Source organism: Lactiplantibacillus paraxiangfangensis (assembly GCF_036246185.1).
Classification (GTDB): Bacteria; Bacillota; Bacilli; order Lactobacillales; family Lactobacillaceae; genus Lactiplantibacillus; species Lactiplantibacillus paraxiangfangensis.
The window spans coordinates 1-24,074 of the sequence record NZ_BTPW01000018.1; the positions used below are offsets into that span (position 1 = coordinate 1).

General features: G+C 46.8%; 21 protein-coding genes, 21 tRNA genes and 2 rRNA genes. 36 read left to right on the forward strand and 8 right to left on the reverse strand.

What is annotated here, in order from left to right:
* Positions 1-10: 10 nt before the first annotated feature.
* The 23 genes from rrf (AAA939_RS10375) (at position 11) to AAA939_RS10485 (ending at position 2,250) form a co-directional block, all read left to right on the forward strand.
* A 5S ribosomal RNA gene (gene rrf, locus AAA939_RS10375) occupies positions 11-127 on the forward strand.
* A 7-nt stretch (positions 128-134) separates the two neighbouring features.
* Positions 135-207: transfer RNA gene (locus AAA939_RS10380), tRNA-Val, on the forward strand.
* Positions 208-210: 3 nt separating this feature from the next.
* A tRNA-Lys gene (locus AAA939_RS10385) sits at positions 211-283 on the forward strand.
* 53 nt (positions 284-336) lie between these two features.
* A 5S ribosomal RNA gene (gene rrf, locus AAA939_RS10390) occupies positions 337-453 on the forward strand.
* Positions 454-460: 7 nt separating this feature from the next.
* Positions 461-533: transfer RNA gene (locus AAA939_RS10395), tRNA-Val, on the forward strand.
* A 3-nt stretch (positions 534-536) separates the two neighbouring features.
* Positions 537-609: transfer RNA gene (locus AAA939_RS10400), tRNA-Lys, on the forward strand.
* Between the two features lie 93 nt (positions 610-702).
* Positions 703-775, forward strand: a tRNA-Thr gene (locus AAA939_RS10405).
* Between the two features lie 17 nt (positions 776-792).
* A tRNA-Gly gene (locus tag AAA939_RS10410) sits at positions 793-864 on the forward strand.
* 34 nt (positions 865-898) lie between these two features.
* Positions 899-984 (forward strand) — tRNA-Leu (locus tag AAA939_RS10415).
* A gap of 13 nt (positions 985-997) precedes the next feature.
* Positions 998-1,071 (forward strand) — tRNA-Arg (locus AAA939_RS10420).
* A gap of 6 nt (positions 1,072-1,077) precedes the next feature.
* Positions 1,078-1,151: transfer RNA gene (locus AAA939_RS10425), tRNA-Pro, on the forward strand.
* 30 nt (positions 1,152-1,181) lie between these two features.
* Positions 1,182-1,255, forward strand: a tRNA-Met gene (locus AAA939_RS10430).
* 15 nt (positions 1,256-1,270) lie between these two features.
* Positions 1,271-1,344: transfer RNA gene (locus AAA939_RS10435), tRNA-Ile, on the forward strand.
* A gap of 42 nt (positions 1,345-1,386) precedes the next feature.
* Positions 1,387-1,476 (forward strand) — tRNA-Ser (locus tag AAA939_RS10440).
* Positions 1,477-1,482: 6 nt separating this feature from the next.
* Positions 1,483-1,556 (forward strand) — tRNA-Met (locus AAA939_RS10445).
* A gap of 5 nt (positions 1,557-1,561) precedes the next feature.
* Positions 1,562-1,636, forward strand: a tRNA-Asp gene (locus AAA939_RS10450).
* Between the two features lie 30 nt (positions 1,637-1,666).
* Positions 1,667-1,739 (forward strand) — tRNA-Phe (locus AAA939_RS10455).
* 15 nt (positions 1,740-1,754) lie between these two features.
* Positions 1,755-1,825 (forward strand) — tRNA-Gly (locus AAA939_RS10460).
* Positions 1,826-1,829: 4 nt separating this feature from the next.
* Positions 1,830-1,904: transfer RNA gene (locus AAA939_RS10465), tRNA-Ile, on the forward strand.
* A 4-nt stretch (positions 1,905-1,908) separates the two neighbouring features.
* A tRNA-Ser gene (locus AAA939_RS10470) sits at positions 1,909-1,996 on the forward strand.
* Positions 1,997-2,015: 19 nt separating this feature from the next.
* Positions 2,016-2,088, forward strand: a tRNA-Glu gene (locus AAA939_RS10475).
* A gap of 9 nt (positions 2,089-2,097) precedes the next feature.
* Positions 2,098-2,171: transfer RNA gene (locus tag AAA939_RS10480), tRNA-Met, on the forward strand.
* 4 nt (positions 2,172-2,175) lie between these two features.
* Positions 2,176-2,250: transfer RNA gene (locus tag AAA939_RS10485), tRNA-Asp, on the forward strand.
* A 597-nt stretch (positions 2,251-2,847) separates the two neighbouring features.
* Here AAA939_RS10485 and AAA939_RS10490 read toward each other — a convergent pair.
* Positions 2,848-3,348: a hypothetical protein gene (locus tag AAA939_RS10490; protein ID WP_338230872.1), complete on the reverse strand. Its 501-nt coding sequence runs from the start codon at positions 3,346-3,348 to the stop codon at positions 2,848-2,850.
* Between the two features lie 158 nt (positions 3,349-3,506).
* Here AAA939_RS10490 and AAA939_RS10495 point away from each other — a divergent pair, with 158 nt between their 5' ends.
* The 5 genes from AAA939_RS10495 to pepF all read left to right on the forward strand — a co-directional run bounded on the left by AAA939_RS10495 (position 3,507) and on the right by pepF (position 9,063).
* Positions 3,507-4,250, forward strand: a complete 744-nt coding sequence (locus AAA939_RS10495) for an MBL fold metallo-hydrolase (protein ID WP_338210515.1) — start codon at positions 3,507-3,509, stop codon at positions 4,248-4,250.
* A 291-nt stretch (positions 4,251-4,541) separates the two neighbouring features.
* On the forward strand, positions 4,542-4,940 hold the full coding sequence (gene spxA / locus AAA939_RS10500) for a transcriptional regulator SpxA (RefSeq protein WP_057706713.1): 399 nt from the start codon (positions 4,542-4,544) through the stop codon (positions 4,938-4,940).
* A gap of 138 nt (positions 4,941-5,078) precedes the next feature.
* Positions 5,079-5,810: an adaptor protein MecA gene (locus tag AAA939_RS10505; protein ID WP_338210514.1), complete on the forward strand. Its 732-nt coding sequence runs from the start codon at positions 5,079-5,081 to the stop codon at positions 5,808-5,810.
* Between the two features lie 282 nt (positions 5,811-6,092).
* The gene (locus AAA939_RS10510) at positions 6,093-7,178 is read left to right on the forward strand and encodes a competence protein CoiA (RefSeq protein WP_338210513.1); all 1,086 of its coding nucleotides are present in this window, start codon (positions 6,093-6,095) and stop codon (positions 7,176-7,178) included.
* Positions 7,179-7,254: 76 nt separating this feature from the next.
* Entirely contained in the window at positions 7,255-9,063 is a 1,809-nt protein-coding gene (gene pepF / locus AAA939_RS10515) for an oligoendopeptidase F (protein ID WP_338210512.1), read from the forward strand.
* Between the two features lie 88 nt (positions 9,064-9,151).
* On the opposite strand, the gene AAA939_RS10520 is transcribed toward pepF, so the two are convergent.
* On the reverse strand, positions 9,152-9,787 hold the full coding sequence (locus AAA939_RS10520) for a DsbA family protein (protein ID WP_338210511.1): 636 nt from the start codon (positions 9,785-9,787) through the stop codon (positions 9,152-9,154).
* A 298-nt stretch (positions 9,788-10,085) separates the two neighbouring features.
* On the opposite strand from AAA939_RS10520, the gene yjbM reads away from it, so the two are divergent.
* Genes yjbM through AAA939_RS10535 form a run of 3 tightly spaced genes read left to right on the forward strand, consistent with a single transcriptional unit; the run spans position 10,086 to position 12,432 of the window.
* Positions 10,086-10,748: a GTP diphosphokinase gene (yjbM, locus tag AAA939_RS10525; protein ID WP_338210510.1), complete on the forward strand. Its 663-nt coding sequence runs from the start codon at positions 10,086-10,088 to the stop codon at positions 10,746-10,748.
* Complete coding sequence (locus tag AAA939_RS10530) at positions 10,745-11,551, forward strand: NAD kinase (RefSeq protein WP_338210509.1); 807 nt, start codon at positions 10,745-10,747, stop codon at positions 11,549-11,551. The genes yjbM and AAA939_RS10530 overlap by 4 nt, the downstream gene beginning before the upstream one ends.
* Positions 11,548-12,432 carry an RluA family pseudouridine synthase gene (locus tag AAA939_RS10535; RefSeq protein ID WP_338210508.1) on the forward strand — a complete coding sequence of 295 codons (885 nt, stop codon included), beginning with the start codon at positions 11,548-11,550 and terminating at the stop codon, positions 12,430-12,432. The genes AAA939_RS10530 and AAA939_RS10535 overlap by 4 nt, the downstream gene beginning before the upstream one ends.
* Before the next feature lie 280 nt (positions 12,433-12,712).
* Here the strand turns inward: AAA939_RS10535 and AAA939_RS10540 are convergent, their stop codons facing one another.
* A complete protein-coding gene (locus AAA939_RS10540; protein WP_338210506.1) occupies positions 12,713-13,351 on the reverse strand; it encodes a copper homeostasis protein CutC in 639 nt (212 codons plus the stop codon).
* A gap of 19 nt (positions 13,352-13,370) precedes the next feature.
* On the reverse strand, positions 13,371-14,390 hold the full coding sequence (locus tag AAA939_RS10545; protein WP_338210504.1) for a lactonase family protein: 1,020 nt from the start codon (positions 14,388-14,390) through the stop codon (positions 13,371-13,373).
* A 133-nt stretch (positions 14,391-14,523) separates the two neighbouring features.
* On the opposite strand from AAA939_RS10545, the gene AAA939_RS10550 reads away from it, so the two are divergent.
* Both AAA939_RS10550 and AAA939_RS10555 read left to right on the forward strand, forming a co-directional pair.
* Positions 14,524-14,883 carry a PTS glucitol/sorbitol transporter subunit IIA gene (locus AAA939_RS10550; protein ID WP_338210502.1) on the forward strand — a complete coding sequence of 120 codons (360 nt, stop codon included), beginning with the start codon at positions 14,524-14,526 and terminating at the stop codon, positions 14,881-14,883.
* Between the two features lie 12 nt (positions 14,884-14,895).
* Positions 14,896-16,032, forward strand: a complete 1,137-nt coding sequence (locus AAA939_RS10555) for an AI-2E family transporter (protein ID WP_338210500.1) — start codon at positions 14,896-14,898, stop codon at positions 16,030-16,032.
* A gap of 300 nt (positions 16,033-16,332) precedes the next feature.
* Here AAA939_RS10555 and AAA939_RS10560 read toward each other — a convergent pair whose 3' ends face one another.
* Together AAA939_RS10560 and rpsN are read right to left on the reverse strand one after the other, a co-directional pair.
* Positions 16,333-16,905 carry a plasmid pRiA4b ORF-3 family protein gene (locus tag AAA939_RS10560; protein WP_338230873.1) on the reverse strand — a complete coding sequence of 191 codons (573 nt, stop codon included), beginning with the start codon at positions 16,903-16,905 and terminating at the stop codon, positions 16,333-16,335.
* Positions 16,906-17,183: 278 nt separating this feature from the next.
* Positions 17,184-17,453, reverse strand: coding sequence for a 30S ribosomal protein S14 (gene rpsN, locus AAA939_RS10565; RefSeq protein WP_057706700.1), 270 nt, complete (start codon positions 17,451-17,453; stop codon positions 17,184-17,186).
* Between the two features lie 176 nt (positions 17,454-17,629).
* Here rpsN and AAA939_RS10570 point away from each other — a divergent pair, with 176 nt between their 5' ends.
* Entirely contained in the window at positions 17,630-18,484 is an 855-nt protein-coding gene (locus tag AAA939_RS10570; RefSeq protein ID WP_338210496.1) for a methyltransferase domain-containing protein, read from the forward strand.
* A gap of 226 nt (positions 18,485-18,710) precedes the next feature.
* Here AAA939_RS10570 and brnQ read toward each other — a convergent pair whose 3' ends face one another.
* Positions 18,711-20,048, reverse strand: a complete 1,338-nt coding sequence (gene brnQ, locus AAA939_RS10575) for a branched-chain amino acid transport system II carrier protein (RefSeq protein WP_338210494.1) — start codon at positions 20,046-20,048, stop codon at positions 18,711-18,713.
* A gap of 156 nt (positions 20,049-20,204) precedes the next feature.
* Complete coding sequence (locus AAA939_RS10580) at positions 20,205-20,852, reverse strand: NAD(P)-dependent oxidoreductase (RefSeq protein ID WP_338210493.1); 648 nt, start codon at positions 20,850-20,852, stop codon at positions 20,205-20,207.
* 152 nt (positions 20,853-21,004) lie between these two features.
* Here AAA939_RS10580 and AAA939_RS10585 point away from each other — a divergent pair, with 152 nt between their 5' ends.
* The gene (locus tag AAA939_RS10585; RefSeq protein ID WP_057706697.1) at positions 21,005-21,517 is read left to right on the forward strand and encodes a tRNA (cytidine(34)-2'-O)-methyltransferase; all 513 of its coding nucleotides are present in this window, start codon (positions 21,005-21,007) and stop codon (positions 21,515-21,517) included.
* Positions 21,518-21,648: 131 nt separating this feature from the next.
* The gene (locus AAA939_RS10590; RefSeq protein ID WP_338210492.1) at positions 21,649-24,000 is read left to right on the forward strand and encodes a DNA translocase FtsK; all 2,352 of its coding nucleotides are present in this window, start codon (positions 21,649-21,651) and stop codon (positions 23,998-24,000) included.
* Positions 24,001-24,074 lie beyond the last annotated feature (74 nt).

Here is a 24,074-nt window from a genome sequence, read left to right on the forward strand (position 1 = left end):
TTCTCAGTAGTGTGGCGACGATGGCGAGAAGGATACACCTGTTCCCATGTCGAACACAGAAGTTAAGCTTCTTAGCGCCGAGAGTAGTTGGGGGATCGCTCCCTGCGAGGGTAGGACGTTGCCATGCATTTTTTGGAGGATTAGCTCAGTTGGGAGAGCGTCTGCCTTACAAGCAGAGGGTCACAGGTTCGAGCCCTGTATCCTCCATTTGAGCCGTTAGCTCAGTTGGTAGAGCATCTGACTTTTAATCAGAGGGTCGACAGTTCGAGACTGTCACGGCTCATTTAACCGGAAGGTTAAATGGATATTATACAATTTAATATTTAGTTCAAATAGTGTGGCGATGATGGCGAGAAGGATACACCTGTTCCCATGTCGAACACAGAAGTTAAGCTTCTTAGCGCCGAGAGTAGTTGGGGGATCGCTCCCTGCGAGGGTAGGACGTTGCCATGCATTTTTTGGAGGATTAGCTCAGTTGGGAGAGCGTCTGCCTTACAAGCAGAGGGTCACAGGTTCGAGCCCTGTATCCTCCATTTGAGCCGTTAGCTCAGTTGGTAGAGCATCTGACTTTTAATCAGAGGGTCGACAGTTCGAGACTGTCACGGCTCATTGTTCACGGTTCTTAATTGAATAAAGTTTCAAAGTTTTTGTTGATTTATGTAACTTGACATGTTATGCTGTTATAGTTGTGTTAATCGTGACGCCGACTTAGCTCAGCTGGCAGAGCATCTGTCTTGTAAACAGGGGGTCGGAGGTTCGAATCCTCTAGTCGGCATTAACCTGAATAAATATGCGGAAGTAGTTCAGTGGTAGAACATCACCTTGCCATGGTGGGGGTCGCGAGTTCGAATCTCGTCTTCCGCTTAGTACCAAAAGTACTAAGCATCAAAATAGTGTTGCCGGGGTGGCGGAATTGGCAGACGCACAGGACTTAAAATCCTGCGGTTAGTGATAACCGTACCGGTTCGATCCCGGTCCTCGGCATTATTATTATTTAGCACCCATAGCGCAATTGGATAGAGTGTCTGACTACGAATCAGAAGGTTGTAGGTTCGACTCCTACTGGGTGCATTATAACGGGAAATAGCTCAGCTTGGTAGAGCACCTGGTTTGGGACCAGGGGGTCGCAGGTTCGAATCCTGTTTTCCCGATTAAGTAGTCATTTTGATTATTTAACAGATCGCGGTGTAGCTCAGCTGGCTAGAGCGTCCGGTTCATACCCGGGAGGTCGAGGGTTCGATTCCCCCTGCCGCGATAGGAATAAGCGCTTGGACCTTTAGCTCAGTTGGTTAGAGCAGACGGCTCATAACCGTCGGGTCGTAGGTTCGAGCCCTACAAGGTCCATCTACTAATTATAGTGGACGTGTTCCTAGTTACATCACATATGGAGGATTACCCAAGTCTGGCTGAAGGGAACGGTCTTGAAAACCGTCAGGTGGGTCAAACCACGCGAGAGTTCGAATCTCTCATCCTCCTTATTATCGCGGGATGGAGCAGTCTGGTAGCTCGTCGGGCTCATAACCCGAAGGTCGCAGGTTCAAACCCTGCTCCCGCAATATTTGGTCCGTTGGTCTAGTTGGTTTAGGACGCCTGCCTGTCACGCAGGAGATCACGAGTTCGAGTCTCGTACGGACCGTTCAACAAAATAAAACTTAATGGCTACAATGGCTCGGTAGCTCAGTCGGTAGAGCAATGGATTGAAGCTCCATGTGTCGGCGGTTCGATTCCGTCCCGCGCCATATCTGTAAAAATATGCGGGTATAGTTTAGTGGTAAAACCACAGCCTTCCAAGCTGTTGTCGCGAGTCCGATTCTCGTTACCCGCTTTTTGGGCCTATAGCTCAGCTGGTTTAGAGCGCACGCCTGATAAGCGTGAGGTCGATGGTTCAAGTCCATTTAGGCCCATTTTGGAGAAGTACTCAAGTGGCTGAAGAGGCGCCCCTGCTAAGGGTGTAGATCGCGCAAGCGGTGCGAGGGTTCGAATCCCTCCTTCTCCGTTGTTTTATTTATAAATATGACCCCTTGGTCAAGTGGTTTAAGACACTGCCCTTTCACGGCAGTAACATGGGTTCGAATCCCGTAGGGGTCATTATATTATCGCGGGATGGAGCAGTCTGGTAGCTCGTCGGGCTCATAACCCGAAGGTCGTAGGTTCAAACCCTGCTCCCGCAATATTGGTCCGTTGGTCTAGTTGGTTTAGGACGCCTGCCTGTCACGCAGGAGATCACGAGTTCGAGTCTCGTACGGACCGTCATTTGAAAGACATTCTAAGGAATGTCTTTTTTTGTCTAATCACAAATATTTTGACCGGCAGGAACGTGCTTGGTTAAGAGGGACTTTGGCGATAACAGTTGAGAAATCTAAATTGGGTATTGATGGATTTTCATCAATACCCAATTTTTGTGCAAAATAAAAAGGACAAATCTCCTCAATGCACCACCGTACCGACCAAAGTAAAAGTAAAGGCAAGTGAGAAAAGATGTCCCAAAACCATTCTACCGAAGATACTCTTCAAATGGAAGACTCAAATACTATTTATCCTGATATTGATAGTACCAATCCAAGTAAATGGGACGGTTCTGGCAATACTACGGTTTGGAACCTCAGGGGTGGTTCGCTGGTAACATTGGTCTTACTTAGGCCACGGACAGGTTACATTGTTTGTCCCAGTCTACACCATGTCTGCATGGGTACCCAGCGACAACAAAAGGGGATAGGCTGACTTTCACCAGCTTGTGTGGACTAAAATAACGCTCGGATCTACATTTTTCTTTCAATCTTTTGGAAAAACATTTAGCTAATAAAAAAGTTGTTAGCTTTGAGACTAACAACTTTTTTGGTTGGTTAATTATGATTTAAGTGACCGTACGAAGATGTAGCGACTTTCGTGATAATCATAGTCGGAAGTGATGTACTTCGCAAACGGTTTGAATGACTCACTACGCAACCAGACGGCGTATTCAGAATCACGGTGCCAATTAGTGACGATGACAAACGCAGCGTCATTTTTAGCCTCCCGTAAAATCATGAAATGTTTCAGCCCATCTGGACGTTCATAGTCGTGGCGGAAACCGCTGAACTTGGAAGTAAATACTTTCTGTTCTTCAATTGGTAAATCAACAAAGATGAAGCTTGTCATTCCATGCCAGTCAGCGGACCCTTTAGAAAGTAATACGTCATAAGTTACCGGACTTGAAAATACGGTAGGTTCACCACTCAAGTCAAGCAGCATATAGCGATCTTCAGTGGCGTTGGCTTGCATTAAGAGTAAGTCACGATCGGCATGTTGCTGTTGGATCATGGTCAAAATCTTGCGCGTCCCAAATGTTGCTGAAATTTTTCCACTCATCAAATATCACTCCTTAATTATTACACTTATATTATACGTGTTTTTAAGACCAATTGAAAATATGTTCGGGTAACGGTTTCATTTTTCTTGAGTCCTAAGTTAGAATAGAAGTAATAACTCGTTTTAAAATTTATCATGACATGAAGGGAATGGTTTTAGTGAAATTAACAGTCTTAGGTTATTATGGCGGTTATCCGTATGATGGGGTGGGGACGAGTTCCTACCTGGTCACCGCGGGCGATTACCATCTCTTGCTCGATTGTGGTTCGGGGGCGTTAAATGCCTTGGAAGAGATTTTAGATCCATTGCAGCTAGATGCGGTCCTACTCTCTCATTATCACCACGACCACACCGCAGACGTCGGTGTTTTACAGTATTACTGGCAACTACGTCAGGGCGACCGTAAAACGCCAGAATTGCCAATTTATGGCCATACAGCGGACCCCCTGAACTTTGGGGCATTGACCTGGGCCGGGGCTACGGTTGGCCGTGCTTACGACCCAGCCGTTGTCAATCCAATCGGGCCGTTTGACGTGACTTTTATGCCAACTAAACACCCAGTACCAGCCTACGCCGTTAAGATCGTCGAACGTGCGACCGGTGAGCAACTAACTTTTTCGGCTGATACTGCTTATATCCCACGGCTCGCTGACTTTGCACAGGGGGCCCAATTACTGATGACTGATACCAATTTTGGCGCTGATAAGACTGGTAAAATGTGGCACATGACTTCTACCCAATCAGGTGCGATTGCCAAAGCAGCTCACGCTAAACGACTATTGCTGACCCATTTGCCACAAGATGTTCCGTTTGACCAGTTACGAGATGAAGCCCAGGCGGCAGCTGGAGATGGCGTTCAAGTCATTGTTGCTCAGAAATACTTACAATTAGATTTAGGTTAATGCGATAAGGCCAGTTTTGAAAAACTGGTCTTTTTTAGTCTCGTTATTTTCAATTATGTTTATAGTAATAATAAGCAAAAATAGTATTGCTCACAATCTAATTAATTACAGGTCTGGTTAAAATCGGGACTAAATTAAATGTTATCGAACAGATAATAGAATAGTGTTTAATTATTACGACGGATTTTATTAATCAATTTTATAAAATCTATTCACAACCAAATCTTAACAGCGTATAATAAATATTGTTATAAAGATAGTTGTGCTGACGATGCTCAAGGAGGAACCCGTATGGTTATTTTATATACCGCACCAAGTTGTACCTCATGTCGCAAAGCCAAGGTTTGGTTACAAACCCACGACATTAATTTCCGCGAACGTAATTTGTTCATCGAACCACTTTCCATTAACGAAATCAAAAGTATTCTACAATTAACCGAAACTGGCACGGAAGAGATTATTTCGACCCGTTCCAAGGCCTTTCAACAGCTAGATGTTGATATCGATGATTTATCATTGACGCAATTGTATGATTTGATCAGTCGTGATCCTAGTTTATTGCGGCGACCAATCATGATAGACGAAAAGCGGCTCCAAGTTGGCTATAACGAAGATGAGATTCGCCGGTTCTTACCACGTAAGATTCGGACACTCGAACTGTTGCGTGCGCAACAATTGGCTAACAGCTAAGTGTGGAAATTGGCTAATTAGGTTCACTAATTAGCCAATTTTTTTATTTTCAGATAGATTACTTTACAATGCGCTGAAATAAGTTAGAATTGTGATAGTGATTATGGCCCTTGACACTTAGAAAGGGGTGGATCTGCAATGGAGATGGAACGAATCAATGAAGACACGATTCGCGTCTTAATCGGCAACGATGATCTCAATGAACGCGGTATTCGCGTGTTGGATTTACTAGGGAATCATAAGCAAATTGAAAGTTTCTTTTATAGCATTCTTGAGGAAGTTGATGTTGATCATCAATTTCAAGATAATGATGCCGTAACTTTCCAAGTATTACCGAATCGAAATGGGTTAGAGTTATTTATTAGTAAAAATAGTGAAAACTTGCAGGATACGATTGCAAAGGCGACTCAGTCACCAAACCAATCGGATGAAGAAACCACTCAGGATGATGTTTCAGATTATTTGAAACGCAAACTGATGCAAACTGATACAGATAATAACGATCAGACACAGGGTGTTCAAAGCAATCCGACTAAGGACACCAATGATTTAGATCCATATATCGATGATCCAGATACACCAACTAAGGAATACGTCTTACAATTCGACAGTTTTGAAGATGTCATCTCTTTAGCACAAATGTTTCGTCCGGAGGGGCTAGCTTCGAACTTGTTTAAGTATCGCGACAAGTATTATATGGAGTTAGTATTCTTCGTGGATCAATCTTCGACGGGCACAATCAAAGACGACGTATCCGTCGCTCTTGAATATGCTAACTTATCGAAGGTGACTGCCGATGTCTTGTTAGAACATGGCGAAAAAGTCATGTCAAACGCGGCGTTAGAGACAATGCGTCATTACTTTAAATAAGTTCTATGAACCGCAATCATGTTGATTGCGGTTTTTTTGAGAGTGGGACAAAAGGCGATTAGTTTGTGAGCATTAACGTGAAATAAGCGATTATTCCCGGGCCTGGAATGGTCGCTGGTTTCGGGTTAAGCACAGCAAACTGCCTTTTGGCCCACGTTTCGGCCATAACAATAGAAAAAGTCATTCAGAAATTTCTGAATGACTTTTTTAGTATCGCCCCAGACTTTTTGATGTCTTCAATGACCTTTATCGTAATTAGAGAGTGAGGGGAGTGGAGATCACATGTTGATAGCGGTGGATCAAAGTGAGCATTTAATCAATGCGTTGCAGGCCAAACGGCAAACTGATTATTTTTGTCCGGGTTGTATGGCCCCGGTGACGTTAAAACGGGGGACCGTGACCATCGCGCACTTTGCCCACTGTCCCGGTCAAACGTGTACGACGTTTTCAGAAGGCGAGACGGCAGAACACCTCCTGGGCAAACAACAATTGGCGACTTGGTTTAAGAAAAGCGGCTATCAGGTTCAACTAGAGGCCCCGTTAACCCATTTACATCAGCGCCCGGACATCTTGGCCCAAGCGCCTCACCAAGCCCCGCTTGCGATTGAATTTCAATGTTCGCCCCTTTCCAATCAACGGTTATGGGAACGAACGGCGGGCTACCGTCAGCACGGGTACCGGGTATTGTGGTTGCTTGGCCAGCCGTACCACAAGGGCGTGCGGACACATGGCAAAGCCCTGAAATTTTTACAAAACAGCGCGAATTGGGGCTGCTTTATTTTACTGTGGGATGTTCAAACGAACACGGGTAGCCTAAATTATCACTTAATGAGCCTTGACTGTGAGCCACTGATGCACCAGGTGCTACGGCTTGATCCTGCTCGGTTGACTGTGAATCAAGTCCTAATGATGCGGCCACCGTTACAATCCGCGTCAAACATCGCGTCCCATTTTAAACACTACCAGCGCAGTTTATTACTGGGGCGGCTACGCCAACAGGGCTATCAGCGAGACCTGCAAAATTTTTGTTATCAGCACGGTGGCACTTTACAACAACTCCCGGATTGGGTGATCCCTATGGTGGCTAAACCACCGTTGCTTTCAGTACCGTACTTAGTTTGGTATTTACACTTATTTATCGCTTTGCGCGCCCAGTCCGAGTGGGTGGATGATGTTCAGTTGCGTGACCTTTGCTGGCAAACGCTACAACCATTGCTGGCCCGCAACGCGTGCATTCGGCACCGGGGAACGGTAAACACGGCTTTAATTACGGGTGTGATTAATGAATTGACAGCACAACAAGTTTTAGTGGCGACGGCCACGGGATGGCGATTGAATTTATCACAGTTACAGTGGAAAAACCGGTAAAATCGGACAATTCGGCGAAGCGTGAGGGAATAGTGTGTTAACCTTGGTTTAGATTAATTTAATTGGAGGGAACTATATGGTAGCAACAAAACAACTCCCGACACGCGCAGCCGTGCCCGAACCATTGACGTGGGACCTCACTAAGATTTACGCTGATCAAACGGCATACCGTGAAGATGTTGAGCAAGTTAAGGCTGCTCTGCCAGCCGTCACGGCGTTAAAAGCACACTTTACCGATAGTGCGGATACTGTTCTAGCCGGTATTCAAGGTGTCCTAGGACTTTACCGCCGCTTAGAAAAAGTTGCCGTTTACGCTAGTCTTAAGAGTGACCAAGATACGGGTAATAGTACTAACGCGGCTTTGGATGATCAGGCAGGTAGCCTAACTGCGAAAGTTTCGGCTGCCACCGCTTGGTTTGAGCCAGCGCTACTGACCTTAAGCCCAGCACAATTGGACCAATTTTTAGATGAAAACGTCGCACTCCGCGATTATCGGCATTTATTAGATACAGTGCGTCTTCAAAAGGGGCACGTCTTATCCGAATCCGAAGAATCCTTATTAGCAGGTGCAGGTGATATTTTTGATGCGTCCGCTAAGACGTTTGGGGTTTTAAACAACGCCGACTTTGACTTTCCAACGGTTCAGGATGAAGCTGGTAACCCAGTCAAACTTTCACAGGGGCTTTACGGTGTCTTGCTGGAATCAGTGCAACCCGCTGTTCGTCGGCAAGCGTTTGAAGCTTTGTATAAAGTTTATGGCCAGTTTCGCCGAACTTTAGCATCAACCTTGGCTAGTCAGGTCAAAGTGCATAACTTTGTTGCACAGGCGCACCATTATCCCGATGCACGGACCGCAGCGTTAGCCGCCAACCAAATTCCAACGTCGGTCTACGATTCATTAGTTAGTTCGGTTGATAACCACTTGGATTTACTTCACCGTTACGTTGCACTGCGGAAGAAGATCCTAGGTGTTGATGAACTGCATATGTATGATCTGTATACGCCACTGACGAAGAAGCCCGCCGTTAATTACACTTATGAGCGTGCTCAGGGGACGGCGTTACAAGCTTTAAAGGTTCTGGGCCCGGATTACTTAAAGCACGTTAAAACGGCGTTTAATTCACGCTGGATCGACGTCGTTGAAAACCAGGGTAAACGCAGTGGCGCTTACTCGTCCGGGATGTACGATACGGCACCATATATTTTACTCAATTGGCAGGATAATATTGATAACTTATACACGCTGGTCCACGAAATGGGACACAGCATGCATTCGTACCTGACAACGCATAACCAGCCCTACCAATACGGTGACTATTCGATCTTTGTCGCGGAAATTGCCTCGACGACCAATGAAAACCTCTTAACGAACTATTTCTTGGCGCACGAAACGGATCCGCAAATGCGGGCTTACGTCTTGAATTACTACCTAGATGGGTTTAAAGGGACCGTTTTCCGTCAGACCCAGTTCGCGGAATTTGAACAGTGGTTACACGAACAAGACGCTGCCGGGCAAGCCTTAACTGCTGACCGGTTATCTAAGTATTATTTGCAACTCAATCAACGTTATTATGGTGATGCGGTTGTCAGTGATCCTCAGATTGCGGACGAATGGTCACGGATCCCGCATTTCTATTACAATTACTACGTGTACCAGTATGCGACGGGATTTGCAGCGGCATCGACGCTCGCTGAACGAATGACGACCAATCAACCGGATGCGGTCAAGGATTACCTAGGCTACTTAAAAGCGGGGTCATCAGCGTTCCCAATCGATGTGATGCACACTGCTGGTGTTGATATGACGAAACCAACGTACTTGGATGACGCTTTCAAGGTGTTTGAAGAACGGTTGGATGAGTTTGAACAGTTAGTGACAAAATAACCTCTAAATTTGAACAGGCATAAGAAAAGGCCCTGACGATTAAGTTCGTCGGGGTCTTTTCTTTAACAGAATAATTGCAATTACTCATTTATAAAACGTGTAGCTGTGCGTTATTACCACTAGCACAGTTGGTTGTACGTTGGGTTAAATTATCGTGGAATGGATCAAGGTGTCCATTGACGAGGTCAAAGAGGGTGTCGTAGTTGAAGTGTTCCAATAAAACACCATAGTCATATTGGTCACAATCAAAAACGACGGCCGAAGAGGCTTCAGTAATGTTCATTTCTGAGGCTAAGCGTTGATCAGCTTGAAAGGCTTGTTTAGCAAGGTGACCATTACGATCTTCCATAAACATATCAAGATCAATTTTACAATCACGCGCCACCTGTTTAACGAGCGTTTCTGAGTAGTGTTGCTTGGTCTTTAACATTGCAGATTGTAACGCAATTAAGAAATTACGACCACGTTTTTTGCCTTGGAAAAGTGCTGCTTTATAGTCTAAAATAACTCGATACAGGGTCTGAGACTGCCGGTTTTGCGCCTGCCAGTCTGAAGCCTTAATCCCTTGTGACTTCAACGCCCGTTGAACAACGTTGATATTTAACAACGGTACGAATTGAAATTGAATTTGTTTATCCGAATCGTTGGCTAACCGTAATACGTTGTGTTCATCTTGAACACATTGGGTTGCCAATGGATTCACAAATAAATACACTTCTAACACGTCATAATTCCTCCACTTTCTCTATTCGCATCATAGTGCAGAATACCAAAACACCCTAGGTATTTGCAAGTTTTTAATTTCATAACTTTGTTAATTCTCACCATGGATTAATCGTTCCTTTGATTAAACCTTCGAGCATCATCATGCACCGATTTACAGTATTCGTAAAGTAATCTGTTTCTAAACCGGCGCTTGGGCCGGTTGTTAATGTTAATTGTTAAACTGAGTAACGTTCGTTTTTTATTCTGATGAATTATGTTAAAATTTTAAAGGTATGGATTGAAACGGAGGTGCTCCGATGGAAGATTGGAACCATTTTTTATTACCTTATCAACAAGCCGTTGACGAGCTTAAAGTCAAGTTGCGGGGAATGCGCAAACAATTTCGCGATTTAAATCAGCACGAACCCATTGAATTTGTGACCGGACGGGTGAAACCGGTCGATAGCATTAAAGAAAAAATGGTTCGGCGCAAGGTCCAAGAAGATCGCTTAGAGCAAGATATGCAAGACATTGCGGGACTTAGAATCATGTGCCAGTTTGTCGAGGATATTTATCAAGTTGTGGACCTATTACGTAAGCGCACTGACATGACGATTCTGGAAGAACGGGATTATATTAGCAATGAGAAGCCATCTGGCTACCGTTCGTACCACATTGTGATCGAGTATCCGGTCCAAATGGTCGGTGGGGAAAAGAAAATCTTAGCCGAAATTCAAGTGCGGACACTTGCCATGAATTTCTGGGCGACCATTGAACATTCATTAAATTATAAATATCAAGGTGATTTCCCTGAAAACTTGAGTCAGCGGTTGCAACGTGCTGCCGAAGCGGCTTTTAGTTTGGATAAGGAAATGTCTGAAATTCGTGAAGAAATCCAAGAAGCCCAAAGCCTGTTCTCGTATGGTAAGGGCGCTCAAAACGAGAACCCCACGTCAACAAAGGAAGATAACAATCAATGAAAGTAACGATTTTTGCCAATTCAAACCCGAAAACTAAAAAGGTCGCCGCTGAATTACATCAAGAATTAGTCGCGGCGGGTTTTGATATTGATGATGCGCATCCAGACATCGTCTTATCCGTTGGTGGGGATGGTACCCTGTTGTCCGCCTTTCACCATTACAGTCACATGGTTGATCAGGTCCGGTTTGTCGGTGTCCATACGGGGCATTTAGGCTTCTACACGGACTGGCGTGACTATGAAATCGGTCAGTTGGTCGAAGGGCTCAAGCAGGATAACGGTCAAAGCGTCACGTACCCGTTGTTGTCAGTTAAGATCACTTACGCGGATACTGACGAGACGGATACTTATTTAGCCCTGAATGAATCGACTTTAAAAAAACTCGGTAGTACCATGGTGGCCGACGTTTACATTCAAGACGAGTTGTTTGAACGTTTCCGTGGGGATGGGCTATGCATCTCAACGCCGACTGGCTCGACGGCCTACAACAAGTCAGTTGGTGGGGCTGTGATCCATCCGCGCCTGGATGCGTTACAGATGGCGGAAATTGCGTCGATTAATAACCGGGTGTTCCGGACACTGGGCTCCCCGGTTATCGTTGCGCCGTATGAAACCATCACGATCAAGCCACAACAGCAGTCGCAATCGCACTTTATTTTCACGGCTGACCAAACGGATACGCAACCGCGTCCAATTGAAAAGATTTGTTATTCAATTGCTAATCGGCGGATTGCCTTTGCACAGCACCGGCATAATCGGTTCTGGAAACGGGTTGGAACGTCCTTCATCGGGTTGGACGAATGAAGTTCACTTGGATGAATACCAGTACCACGCCGATGAAGGTCAAGACCTTATTAAGCGAGCACGGTGTAACCCGGAGTTTGCTGAAAAAGGTCAAGTTTCACGGGGGTGCGATTCTGGTCGATGGGTTGCCCGTTTTGGCCATCCACATGTTACATGGTGGGGAACAAGTCACGATGGAAACACCGGCAGAAATTGGAAACGACCATTTAGGTGTGTCCAATCTGCCCATCAATATCTTGTATGAAGACCGGGATTTCTTGATTATCAATAAGCCTGCGGGGGTGGCATCGGTGCCAGCCCACGCGCTCCCCGATAATACCTTAGCCAACCGGGTCAAGGGCTATTACCGTGAGCAGGGTTACGATAACGAGGTTGTGCACATCACGACCCGGTTAGACCGGGACACCAGTGGCATTGTGTTGTTTGCGAAGCACCACTTTGCACATTCAATCATTGATCATCAATTAAAAGCGCACGCGATGCGCAAAATGTATTTAGCCGTCGTGAGCGGGACCTTAGAAGCGGATCACGGGTGGCTTGACCAACCAATCGGGCGTGCCGCGGACTCATTTATTAAACGGACCGTGACGCCGGATGGCAAACCATCATTGACCGAGTACTGGGTAGTAAAACGGCTGGTCGATAAAACCGTGGTCCGGGTCAGGTTACATACGGGCCGGACGCATCAAATTCGGGTGCACTTTGCCGCGGCAGGCCACCCGCTCATCGGGGATCAGCTATACGGTGGTCCGAGTGATCCTGCAATTGACCGGCAAGCGTTGCACTGTATGCAACTCCAGTTCGATGACCCGTTTATCGATCAGACCTTGACGACCTTTGCGCCGTTACCGGCTGATTTAGCACGGTTGATTACACGGTAGAAGATTAGTATTTTACGGCGCTTCGCCGGCCCACGGGTTCTGCCGGCTACGCTAAGATTTTTTGAATAAATTGGTCAAGTTTGATAGCAACCTCAACATAACAGGAAGTTGTCTATGATAAACGTGGCTTTAACCGGGCTAGCTCAATGGTTAACTTTTATTAGCTTGGGCGTTGATCTCGCGGTTTTTAAAGTTAATATTGAATCCTAATAGAATGTGACTAAAAAAGCGGTCATTCAGAGTTATCGAAAAACTCTGAATGACCGCTTTTTAGTTGCGTTTAATACTTAATGATCTTGGTACCGTGTGCTTGTGGCACGTTGAGCGCAGTTACGATGCGATCGACGTTATCCGCCGTGACGCCACCACCAGGCAAAATTTGAATGCGTTGATCCGCTAAATCAAGCGTTGCTTTTAATTGTGGTAAGCAGTCCATGATTGGTTTGGTCAGGGGACCACCATGAGTCAAAATACGATCAACGTCGTGGTCAACCAGCCAATCCATTGCGGGGGCTTGTTGGTCGGGTGCTAAAGCATCAAAGGCCATGTGGAAGGTGACACTCATCCCGCCAGCGGCACCAACGAGCAGTGCCATGGCTTCAGTATCGAGCTGGCCATCTTTGGTGAGGGCGCCTAGTGCAACGCCGTCAACCCCTAAGGATTGTGCCTGCAATAGGTCGGCTTCCATGATTTTTAATTCGGTATCGTTATAAACAAAGTCACCACCGCGGGGGCGAATCATGGTTACCAAGGTTACGCCGTGTTCCTGGGTATACTTGGCCGCTTCTGCCATGACACCGCGACTAACGGTTGTCCCACCGACGGCTAAATTATCATTTAATTCGATCCGGTTAGCGCCGGCTGCGATTGCTGCCGGAATATTGGTGAAGTTTTCAAGGGCTACTTCTTTTAATAACATGCCATTCATCCTTTACGTTTTAGAATCGGACACAGACGCCTTCAGGGACGAGAATGTCTTTTTGTACTAGACTCAGTTTACCACTAGTAACATCCCGTGAGTACAACGTTGCGTTGTCGGTGTTTTGGTTGACTACCACGACGAATTCTTCGGTTGGATCTAAATCGAAATCGCGGGGGAAGTCACCTTCAGTACTGATTTGTTGGATTAAGGTCAGGCTACCATCGGCTGCAACGGCAAATACGGCGATACTGTTATAACCGCGATTAGAAACGTACAGGAACTTGCCGTCACGGCTCAACCGAATGGCAGCGGCCCCGTTATGATCCGTGTAGTCCGCTGGAATGGTCTTAACGATACCTAGTTGTTCGAAACTCCCGTCGGCTGCGTTATAACGGAGACTCGCAATTTGGCTGGAAAGTTCACCAGCTAGAAAAGCAAACTGCCCGTCTGGTGAGAAAACGAGGTGCCGAGGACCGAAGCCGGCTTCCATGGTCAAGACAGATTGCTGGCTGAGTTTGCCGGCATCGCTGACGTTGTAGACGTAAACTTTGTCAGCCCCTAGATCAACAACGGCTAACCGGTTATCTGGCGTTAAGTCCGTGTAGTGGATGTGTGATTCGGTTTGTTCTGGGCGGGGACCGCTACCGCTGTGTTGCACTTGGTCAACGAGTTCCAACGCACCGTCAGCCGCAATCTTCAGTACTTCTGCCGTTCCCTTATGGTAATTAGCACTGTAAACGAGTTGCCGTGCTTCGTCGACAGCCACGTATGCGGGTGGGGTACCGGGGGCGATCACTTCGTTGAGTTTATTCGCTGTTTTGCCGGTGAGTTGCCAAGCTGCAATCCCACCATCGTTATCTTCTTTGTCAACACTGTAAAGCCGATCCTTGGCGGAAAGGGCCAAGTAGGTTGGATTTTGAGTGGCTGCTAATAATCCGTCATTCGTGAGGGTTTTCGCCGTCGTGTCCAGGGTCCCTTGATAGATTCCCTGACTAGTTTTTTTTGTATAAGTTCCAAATAAAACGCGTTCTTGCATGTCAAAAAGCCTCCTTGAGTAATAAATTCAGTATAGCATAATTCTTCGAAGTGTAAGCGATGACAAATTGGCATGAAACTTTGGGGCTATGCTACAATTAGAGCAAATCAGAAAAGAATGGGAGTCCGACATTATGGCAATAACGGCAACTATTTCGGCGATCGGTGCAAACGCCATCGACCCGAAGGAACCAATTTTAGTTTTCTTTGACGAGACCGCAACGGAATCAATTCAACAAATCGCGGTCCTTCAAAAGTTTGATGCCCCAATGCACGCGTTATCTTTAGAAGAAGGCAGCCAAATCAAAATTGATGATCAAACGTACACGGTTGCTTTTGCAGGGGGCTTAGTGGCGGCTAACTTGACGTCAATCGGGCACGCCACCTTGTATTTTAGTGCGGTTCCTCAAAAACCGATGGAAAATGGGATCTACTTGACGCCCACCACGTTGCCAGAGATTCACGTTGGTAGTGTGATAACATATTTGCCTTAGGGGTGTGATTGATTGAAACCAAACGTGACCAAGTCCCGTCGTGGTAGCCAACGGGTGATCCGTGGCTTGTTAATAATATTATTGATCTTAGCCATCTTGTTTTTAGGTCAACAAGTTGACTGGGTGTGGACCCCAATCCGGCAACTCTTTAGTATCGTTGGATTTCCTGTGATTTTAGCGGGGGTCTTGTACTATTTGATGAATCCGTTAGTTGACCGGTTAGAACAAAAGTATCACGTTCGCCGGGTTTGGACGATTATCGGGTTGTTTGTCATTATTATCGTGGTGATCGTATTAGGGCTCATCGCCATTATTCCGACGATTCGGACGCAGACGCTGACGATTATTAATGATTGGCCGACTTATTGGCAAAACGCCGTTAAAGAGACGAACAAGTGGATCAATGATCCGCAACTGAGTGGATTGCGCGATCAAATCGATCAATTTAATACGGATGCTAGCAAATTACTTAGCGGCCGCTTTTCAAAATATCTGACGGGCACCGTCTCGTCTTTAACGAGTGTCTTTAGTACGGTGGTCACCGTGATTATCGGGTTGATTACGGCACCGTTTATCTTGTTTTACCTCTTGCGGGATGGGCACCAGTTACCAGCGTATTTAGCGAAATTTGTGCCAACGAAAGCCAGAAGCAGTTTCTTAACCATGTTGAATGAAATCAATAGCCAAGTTAGTAACTATATTAGAGGGCAATTGACGGTCGCGTTCTTCGTGGCCATCATGTTCGCAATCGGGTACAGCATTATTGGTCTAAAGTTTGCACTGACGCTCGGAATCGCTGCGGGTATTTTGAACTTGATTCCATACTTAGGGTCTTTTCTGGCCATGGTCCCATCCGTGGTCATCGCCTTAGTGACGTCGCCGTGGATGCTAGTACAAGTTTTGATCGTGTTTGTCATTGAACAGACGATTGAAGGGCGGATTATTTCCCCGTTAGTTTTGGGAAGCAGCCTCGCCATTCATCCCGTCACGATCCTGATTGTCTTACTAGCCGCCGGGAAAATCTTTGGCTTGATGGGGGTTATCTTTGGGATTCCGGGATATGCCATCATCAAGGTACTATGGACCCATTTATTTGGCTGGTACCGGCAAAATTCGCCGTTATACGCGACGGACAAACCCAAAGAGTGAATTTGAAATAAATTATTTTAGAGGCCGACTGATTGGATTTTTTAATCAGTCGGCTTTTGTTATGCAACGGGTGGGGTATTTATGCCGGAATAATGGATGATAAAAGGGTCTGGGTAAAATTCAAAAAGCCATCCAGAAATTTTCTGAATGGCCTTTCCTATTTTTATGGTCGAAACGTGTGACAAAGGGCAGTTTGTTCCGCTTAACGTGAAATCGGCGACCATTCCAAGCCCAGGAATAATCGCCAATTTCACGTTAATGCTCGCACACTGACCGCCCTTTGTCGTACCCTTATCAACGTTAAAAATCTTCGTTTAATTCACTAATTGGTGCTAGGCCAAGGTTCTCGGTATGCACCATCTGTTCGCCGGCACGGGACCACAGCCATAACCGCTTGTTCAGGGCCGCTTTGTCGAACTTTTCAGGTTCTGGTAATATTTTACCGGCCACTTCATCATAAGTGGCGTCTTCAGGAACGTTATTGCCCCGATAAGTGATGCAACTAGGCACCGCAATCCCTGGTAAATCCGCGAACGTGATGATTTTGTTCAACGAAATCAAATGGTCCCACGTGGCGCCAAAATCATACGTATAAACGACATCGGCCTGTAATAAATCCGGGTAGACGTAGGATTGAGTAGTTAGAAGCTCATCATCATCAAAGCCCATTCCCGTTAACGTCGGGACGTATTGACGGGGTTGCCCCTGGGGTTGGAAGCTGTACAAGTGGGAATTATCCCAGCCAAATGCGAGTTGAATCAAGACATGTAATTGATCATAGCGAATCGACAACGGCACAACTAACTTCCGATAAACCGCGGGATGCACATCCGCTAACTTAATCATTAATTCCATTGCAGCAGCATTATCCATCTTACAACACCTTCGACTTTCATTGGTGGTCTAATTGTCAGGTCATTTAAGTCATGTCTTAGGACTCCGTCAATCAAACCTCATATTATCGTTATTATAGCATCAACGACACGTGATGAGGTCGTGAAAATGGGGGTGTTGGTTTTCTTAGCGAGTCAACACTGATAGGCATCGCGGGAAAATCGGCCGTCAAAAAAACGGCAGTAACCAAATCCCCAATGGGGGTCTTGTCACTGCCGTTTATTTTAGTTGATGTTCAAACTAGTTCAGGGTAAAAATTACCAACTGGCTTTTTTGACACCAGGGATTTGACCCGCGTGTGCGAGACGCCGGAAGTTAAGCCGGGACATCCCGAACTTGCGCAAGTAAGCGTGTGGTCGTCCGTCTAACGTGTCGCGTCGATGAATCCGAACGGGGGAAGCGTTGCGTGGCAATTCTGCCAAGCCCGCATAGTCTCCCGCAGCCTTCAATTCGGCACGCTTAGTCGCGTAACGGGCAACGGTTGCTTCAATCTTTTTCTCTTTGGCAATTTTTGATTTTTTAGCCATTTGAATCATGCTCCTTTATGATTGGTGTGTGCAATCCGGTCACAAATTCATTTGGACAACTTAAGTCGTTTTTTTAGAACGTCAACTAGAATACCATGGGTAAATCGTAATTGCTACTATCTTGCTTGAAGGGGTATGGTATCATTAAGAAAATTAACCGAGGTAGGGTGGATAACGTGAAGAAAATAGAACGCGGGATGCAGTTTGTGCAAGCTAACTTGGACCGCTTTCGCTGCTTAGTCTGTGATCAGGCCTATACGGAAATTAAGGATCACACATTGTGGTGTCCTAATGGGCATCAGGTCGATTTTTCTAAAAAGGGGACCTTGTACTTTTTAACGCATCAAGTTCAAAGTGAATATAACGCGGACATGTTAGCGGCTCGGCGACGGGTCTTACAGGCTGGGTTCTTTGGCCCAATCGTGGCTGCCATCAACGAAGCGTTGCCCGCAACACCGCAACGGATTTTAGATATTGGGAGTGGTGAAGGAACGCCCTTAGCAGATTTACTGGTTCGCCACGCCAACCAAAAAGACGTTGGGATCGGTTTTGATATTAGTAAGGACGGTGTTAACTTAGCCACTCAGCTGGAAACGCCAGCGTACTACTGTGTGGCCGACTTAGCGCAGTTGCCGTTTACCGATGGTGCCTTTACGGCAATCATGGATGTCTTTTCCCCGTCGGCGTATGCGGAATTTGAACGGGTGCTCAGCCCCGGTGGTCAACTACTGAAGATCGTGCCTAATCCTGAGTACTTAGTAGAATTACGGCACCTGTTGTTTAAGACGACTGATCGGCAATACCAGTACGATAACCAGCGGGTGCTAGACTTGTTTAAGCAACATTATCCGGATGTTGAAACGAAACGTATTCGTTACCAGTTTGATTTAAGCCAGGTCGCTTTTGAAGACTTACTTGTCATGACCCCGTTACATTGGGGCGCGGACGAAGCTAGTTTAGCAGCCGCAAGGGAGCAGGGGCTAAAAACGATTACCGTGGACGTCAGCTTATTGATGACACGCAAACACTAATTGGTGAAGCTTGCATCATTATTTTGTGGGTGTTAAGATAACCTTTGAGAAATCGTTTGGTAGTTAACATCGATTCATTTCGTTGGTGACTGCCGAGTTGTACTTCATTAACGTAGCGTTTCGCCGTGCCCACACCGAAATACTACGTTTTTTTGTTGTCTAAAAAGCCGTTCCAAAGTTTTGTGTTCAAAACTTTGGAACGGCTTTTTGACGTGCAGGTGTGAGATCAGTTAGTCCGTTGGCGACGACTACCGATAAGTCCGATAATGAGTCCCAGCAAGGCGGGAACGGCCCAGCCGAGTCCTAAGTCGGCAAGTGGGAGCCAGTTGTTCAGGCGAATCAATAATTGCGCCCAACCGTGGGCAGTCAGATTAGCAGGTAACGCGTTGACGCCGGCTAGGATGGCTGGAATCAATGTCCAGGCGGTGGTCATGCCGAACAGCCAGCGCGACGTGCCTAGCCAAGGTGAGGCGACTGCCAGCAAAATGAGGACAATGGCTAGCGGGTATAAAAACATCAATAATGGTGTTGAGTATTTGATCAACTGCGTTAAGCCGACGTTGGCGAGAATTGCGGGCAGCACGCAGGCCAGCGTAATCAACCAACGATACGACAGTTTGGGAAACATGCCGTGGAGCGTGTCGCCAAACGCGCTAGTTAGACCAATGGATGTTTTTAAACAGGCAATGATCACAATCAAGGCTAGTAGTCCGTTACCGAGTGGCCCGAAGTAGTGGGCGGCGATTTGGGCTAACGTAATTCCCCCGTTAGCGGCCGGTGCAAACTGGCCTAAGCTCATCGTCCCAATAATTGCCAGCAACGCGTAAATCAATCCCATCAAAGTCATACTGATGATGCCGGCTTTGATCGTATCGGTTGCAATCTGGCTGGGATCGGTCACGCCGAGGTCTTTAATCGCATCAATCACCACGATTCCAAAGGCCAAGGAAGCTAAGGCGTCCATGGTATTGTAGCCTTCGGTAAAGCCGGCTAATAGCGGCTGTGCTGTGTAGGCGCCACGCGCCGCCACGTCAAAATTCCCCAGTGGCTTGATTAGAGCGACTAACATTAAAGCGCCCAGTAGAATCAAGAATAGCGGCGTTAGCCATTTGCCAACGTAGGTCATGATGCGTCCTGGGTTCAGTGCTAATAACCAGGTGACTAAGAAGAATAGCGCTGAAAATCCGAGCAGGACGCTAGCTTGGTGCCCCGGTGCGACGAAGGGGACGAGCCCGATTTGAAACGCCGTGGTAGCTAAGCGGGGCATCGCAAATAGGGGCCCCAGCGTGAAGTACAGCAGGATGGTAAAACCGTAAGCATAGGGCCGGTTGACCTTAGCAGCAAGGTCGAAGACACCGCTACTCCGCGTTAAACCCATGCCAATGACGCCAAGGAGTGGGAGACCAATCCCGGTGATAAGCAGGCCAATGATGGCACTACCAACGTGGTGGCCAGCTTGCTGACCTAAGTAAATGGGGAAAATTAAGTTACCGGCACCGAAGAACAGTCCAAATAACATTGTCCCGATAAAGCCTAAGTTACGTCCTGATAGACGGGTTTGCATCTAATCCCTACCTTCATTTGTTTAGTGTCGCTTTTATAATCAATCAGCTTAGCATATTTTAGTAAAAAATGAATGAGAGTTGCGTGAAGTTGTGAGGGAGATTGGCACAAAAAAACCAGCCATTAGGTGATTGGCTGGTTTAAAAAACGATGAGTCCTACTTGTTAGCAACGGTAAAGCGGCTCTGGTGATGCTTTGGTTGTTCAATTTCATCTAAAACGGTTGTTGCCATTGTGCCGCTATTCGTAGCGGAAACGCCGGCCGCGTTAACCAATAGTTGGTTAGTGCCTAAAATAGCTGGAACGGCTGGTCCCGCGTGGAAATCAGCTGCGGGTGAGATGCCGACCCAGTCCACGTTAGTAACCGTTTTTAGAAAGGTCAATTCGGCAAGCTGGTTTTGAGGGATTGCCACGAACGGGGCGTTGGCAGGATCACTCTCGATGTCTTTAACGAATAAGTGGGCGTCGTCGCCAGTAGTTAAACTACCAGCACCGAGAATGAAGACGAGGCGCGGGCTTCTTTGATTCCGCGTTAGGGCGACCAATTTGGTGGCGAGGTCAACGTGTAAATAAGCCTGGTCTGGTCGGCTTGCCATGGCATCGACAACCACGTCGACAGCTTGCAAATCGGAAACTGTCAATTGAAAGGCATCCATGGCCCGGGTCGTCAGGTTTGGGTTAGTTGGTAAAGTTGCCAATTTTTCATCGGAACGGCCGATGGCAATCACGGTGTGGTCTCGTTCTAGTGCGGCGCTCGTAACGGCAGAACCAGCCATCCCGGTTGCGCCAATAATCATAATTTTCATTAATAGTCAGCTCCTTATTTTTTGTTCATGGATCAGTATAGGGAAAGTGTAAATGGAACGCGAACAATAAGACTTATTTGAAAGGGTAGGCGGTAATGGGCGCAACATGGTATGATAACAAGTAAGATTACTATATAAAAAGGAAGATCGTTTTGACAAATCACATTGCACTATTTGAACCACTCATGCCAGCTAACACTGGTAACATTGCGCGGACTTGTGCGGGGACCGATACGGCCTTACATTTGATCGAACCGCTGGGCTTTAAAATTGATGATAAGCATCTAAAGCGCGCCGGGCTGGACTATTGGGATAGCGTCGATATTACTTACCACGCGGACTTACAAGAATTTTTAGCTAGTATTCCGGACTTAGATCAGTTGTACCTAGTTTCTAAGTTTGCGAGCCATGATTATAGCGACGTCGATTACAGTGACACAAGCAAGGATCACTACTTCCTGTTTGGGAAGGAAACGACCGGTTTGCCAGAACCATTCATGCGGAAATATCCGGAAAAAGCGATTCGGATTCCGCAAGACGATTCACATATTCGGGCGTTGAATTTATCTAATTCAGCGGCAATTGTAATTTACGAAGCCCTACGGCAACAAAGCTTTCCGGGCTTGGAACGGTCGCACCACTATCAAAATGACAAACTAAAGTAATTGAAGTTTGAACGCGTGCGCTAACTACGGAAGTTAGGGCGCGTTTTTTGACGGAACCGGCCATTCCGAACGTAAGTTTGGTATAATAGAAGCAATGTTACAAACGTAATGAAAAGAAAGGATGAACGAACGTGGCGCGCAAGCAGTCAACAACAAAAAAACGGCGTCCAACTAGTCGTAAAAAGTCGACCACGGCGGTCAAACGACAAATGACTGGGAACGTGATTGGTCTAATTGGGGTCCTAGTCACAGTATTAGCCTTTCTCCAAGTCGGGTTAGTCGGGAACTTCTTCGCGGAATGTTTTCGTGCGGTTGCCGGAAACGCCTACCAGCTTTTAGCCGCTTTAACGCTACTAATTTCCGGTTACCTCATGATCTTTGGGCGTTGGCCACGGCTGACTTGGCGGTGGTGGACGGGTGGTAACTTGGTGTTCTTTAGTTACCTGTTACTGCTAGAAATTCCGACGTTTAACCGATTAAATCGTCATACTGCCTTTTGGGGCGTAACCAAAAGTTTACTGAAAAGTGATTTTGCCAAGGGCGGGATGTCCAGTGACCTTGGTGGTGGCTTAGTCGGGGCAGCTGGTTACAGCGTCACTTATCCACTATTAGCCAATTTTGGAACGGTGTTAATCGCATTAATTTTAATTATTGCGGGAATCTTTATTGCTTTTAACTTACCTTTCCATGAAACGATGCAATTGTTGCGGACATTTTTGATTAACGTTGGGCAAAAAATTCGGGTGGGGGCTGAATGGCTTTCGCGAAAGATTCGTGTCCAGATTGCCCGCTGGCGGGTGCATCAACAAGTTAGGGCTAATCAGGAAGATCAACCTAAAAAAACGCCGGCTCCGGCTAGTGCTGCGCCGCAAGCGAGTCAGGCGGCGAAACCAGTCGAATCAGCAGCCCCAACGAGCAGTGCACCAGCAATTACAGTTGCCAGTGAACGTGAGGTAGCCCCGACGAGTAACGCGCCGACTTCAGCGGCTGATGAAGCGAGTTTGATGGGAACGGAAGTCGCTGACGAATCCAATTATGATTTGCCATCTTCAGACTTACTAACTAAGATTCCTAAAACGGATCAAAGTGCGGAGTATGCAACGATCGAAAGCAATTCGGAAAAGCTGACCACGACCTTGGCTAGTTTTGGGGTTCAGGTCGAAGTGAAGAACGTTAGCCTGGGACCATCCGTGACAAAGTATGAATTGCACCCAGCAGTGGGGGTTAAAGTCAGCAAGGTGGTCAACTTAGCAGACGACTTGGCGTTAGCGTTAGCGGCTAAGGATCTACGGATTGAAGCCCCAATTCCGGGGAAGTCCTTGATTGGGATTGAAGTGCCTAATAAGCAAGTGTCGACCGTTTCATTTAGAGACATTGTCGAAGCGCAACCGGCGCACCCAACCAAACCGTTGGCCGTGCCGTTAGGACGAGACGTTTCCGGGAACTTAGTGGTGGCGGATCTATCTAAGATGCCCCATTTACTGATTGCCGGGTCTACCGGGAGTGGGAAGTCAGTGGCCATTAACGTGATGATCACTGGGTTATTGATGAATACTAAACCTAATCAGGTTAAATTCATGCTGATTGACCCAAAGAAAGTGGAACTTGGTGTCTACAACGGGATTCCTCATTTACTGACACCAGTTGTGACGGAACCGAAAAAGGCGGCGCGGGCTTTGCATAAGGTCGTGGCCGAAATGGAACGGCGCTACGAGTTATTCGCCGATTCCAAACAACGTAACATGCAAGGTTACAACCAGTACATTCGCCAGCAAAATGCGGCGGACGGTCAAAATCGGCCGGTATTGCCATACATTGTGGTCGTCGTTGATGAATTAGCCGACTTGATGATGGTGACGTCCAGTGAAGTTGAAGACGCCATCATCCGACTGGGACAAATGGCCCGGGCGGCCGGGATTCATATGATCTTAGCCACGCAACGGCCATCGGTTGACGTTATTACCGGTTTGATCAAAGCCAACGTGCCTTCACGAATGGCGTTTGCCGTTTCCAGTGGGACCGATTCGCGGACAATCATTGATAGTAACGGGGCTGAAAAGCTACTTGGTCGCGGGGATATGTTGTACCAGCCAATGGGGATGAATAAACCGTTGCGGGTGCAAGGCGCTTATATTTCTGACCATGACGTTGAAGAAGTGGTTAACTTTATCAAGAATCAACAGTCAGCGGAGTATGATGATAGCATGCTCGTTAAAGACGATGAACCGGAAACGGGCGATGATCCGCGTGATGGTGAAGATGAGTACTATGCGGAAGCCGTTGAATTAGTGACTGACCAGCAGTCGGCCAGTGTGTCGATGTTGCAGCGTCGGTTCCGAATTGGGTATAATCGGGCGGCTAGAATCGTTGATGAAATGGAAGAGCGGGGCGTTGTGGGCCCATCCGAGGGCAGTAAACCACGGAAAGTCTACCGTCAAAAATCAGCTGATGATGCGGAGAATGATTCGAACGAACCGCAATAATATAAAAAATGCACGGTGCAATTAACTCCCGTTTTGGGATTAACTGCACCGTGCTTTTTTTGATTTCGTCGTAT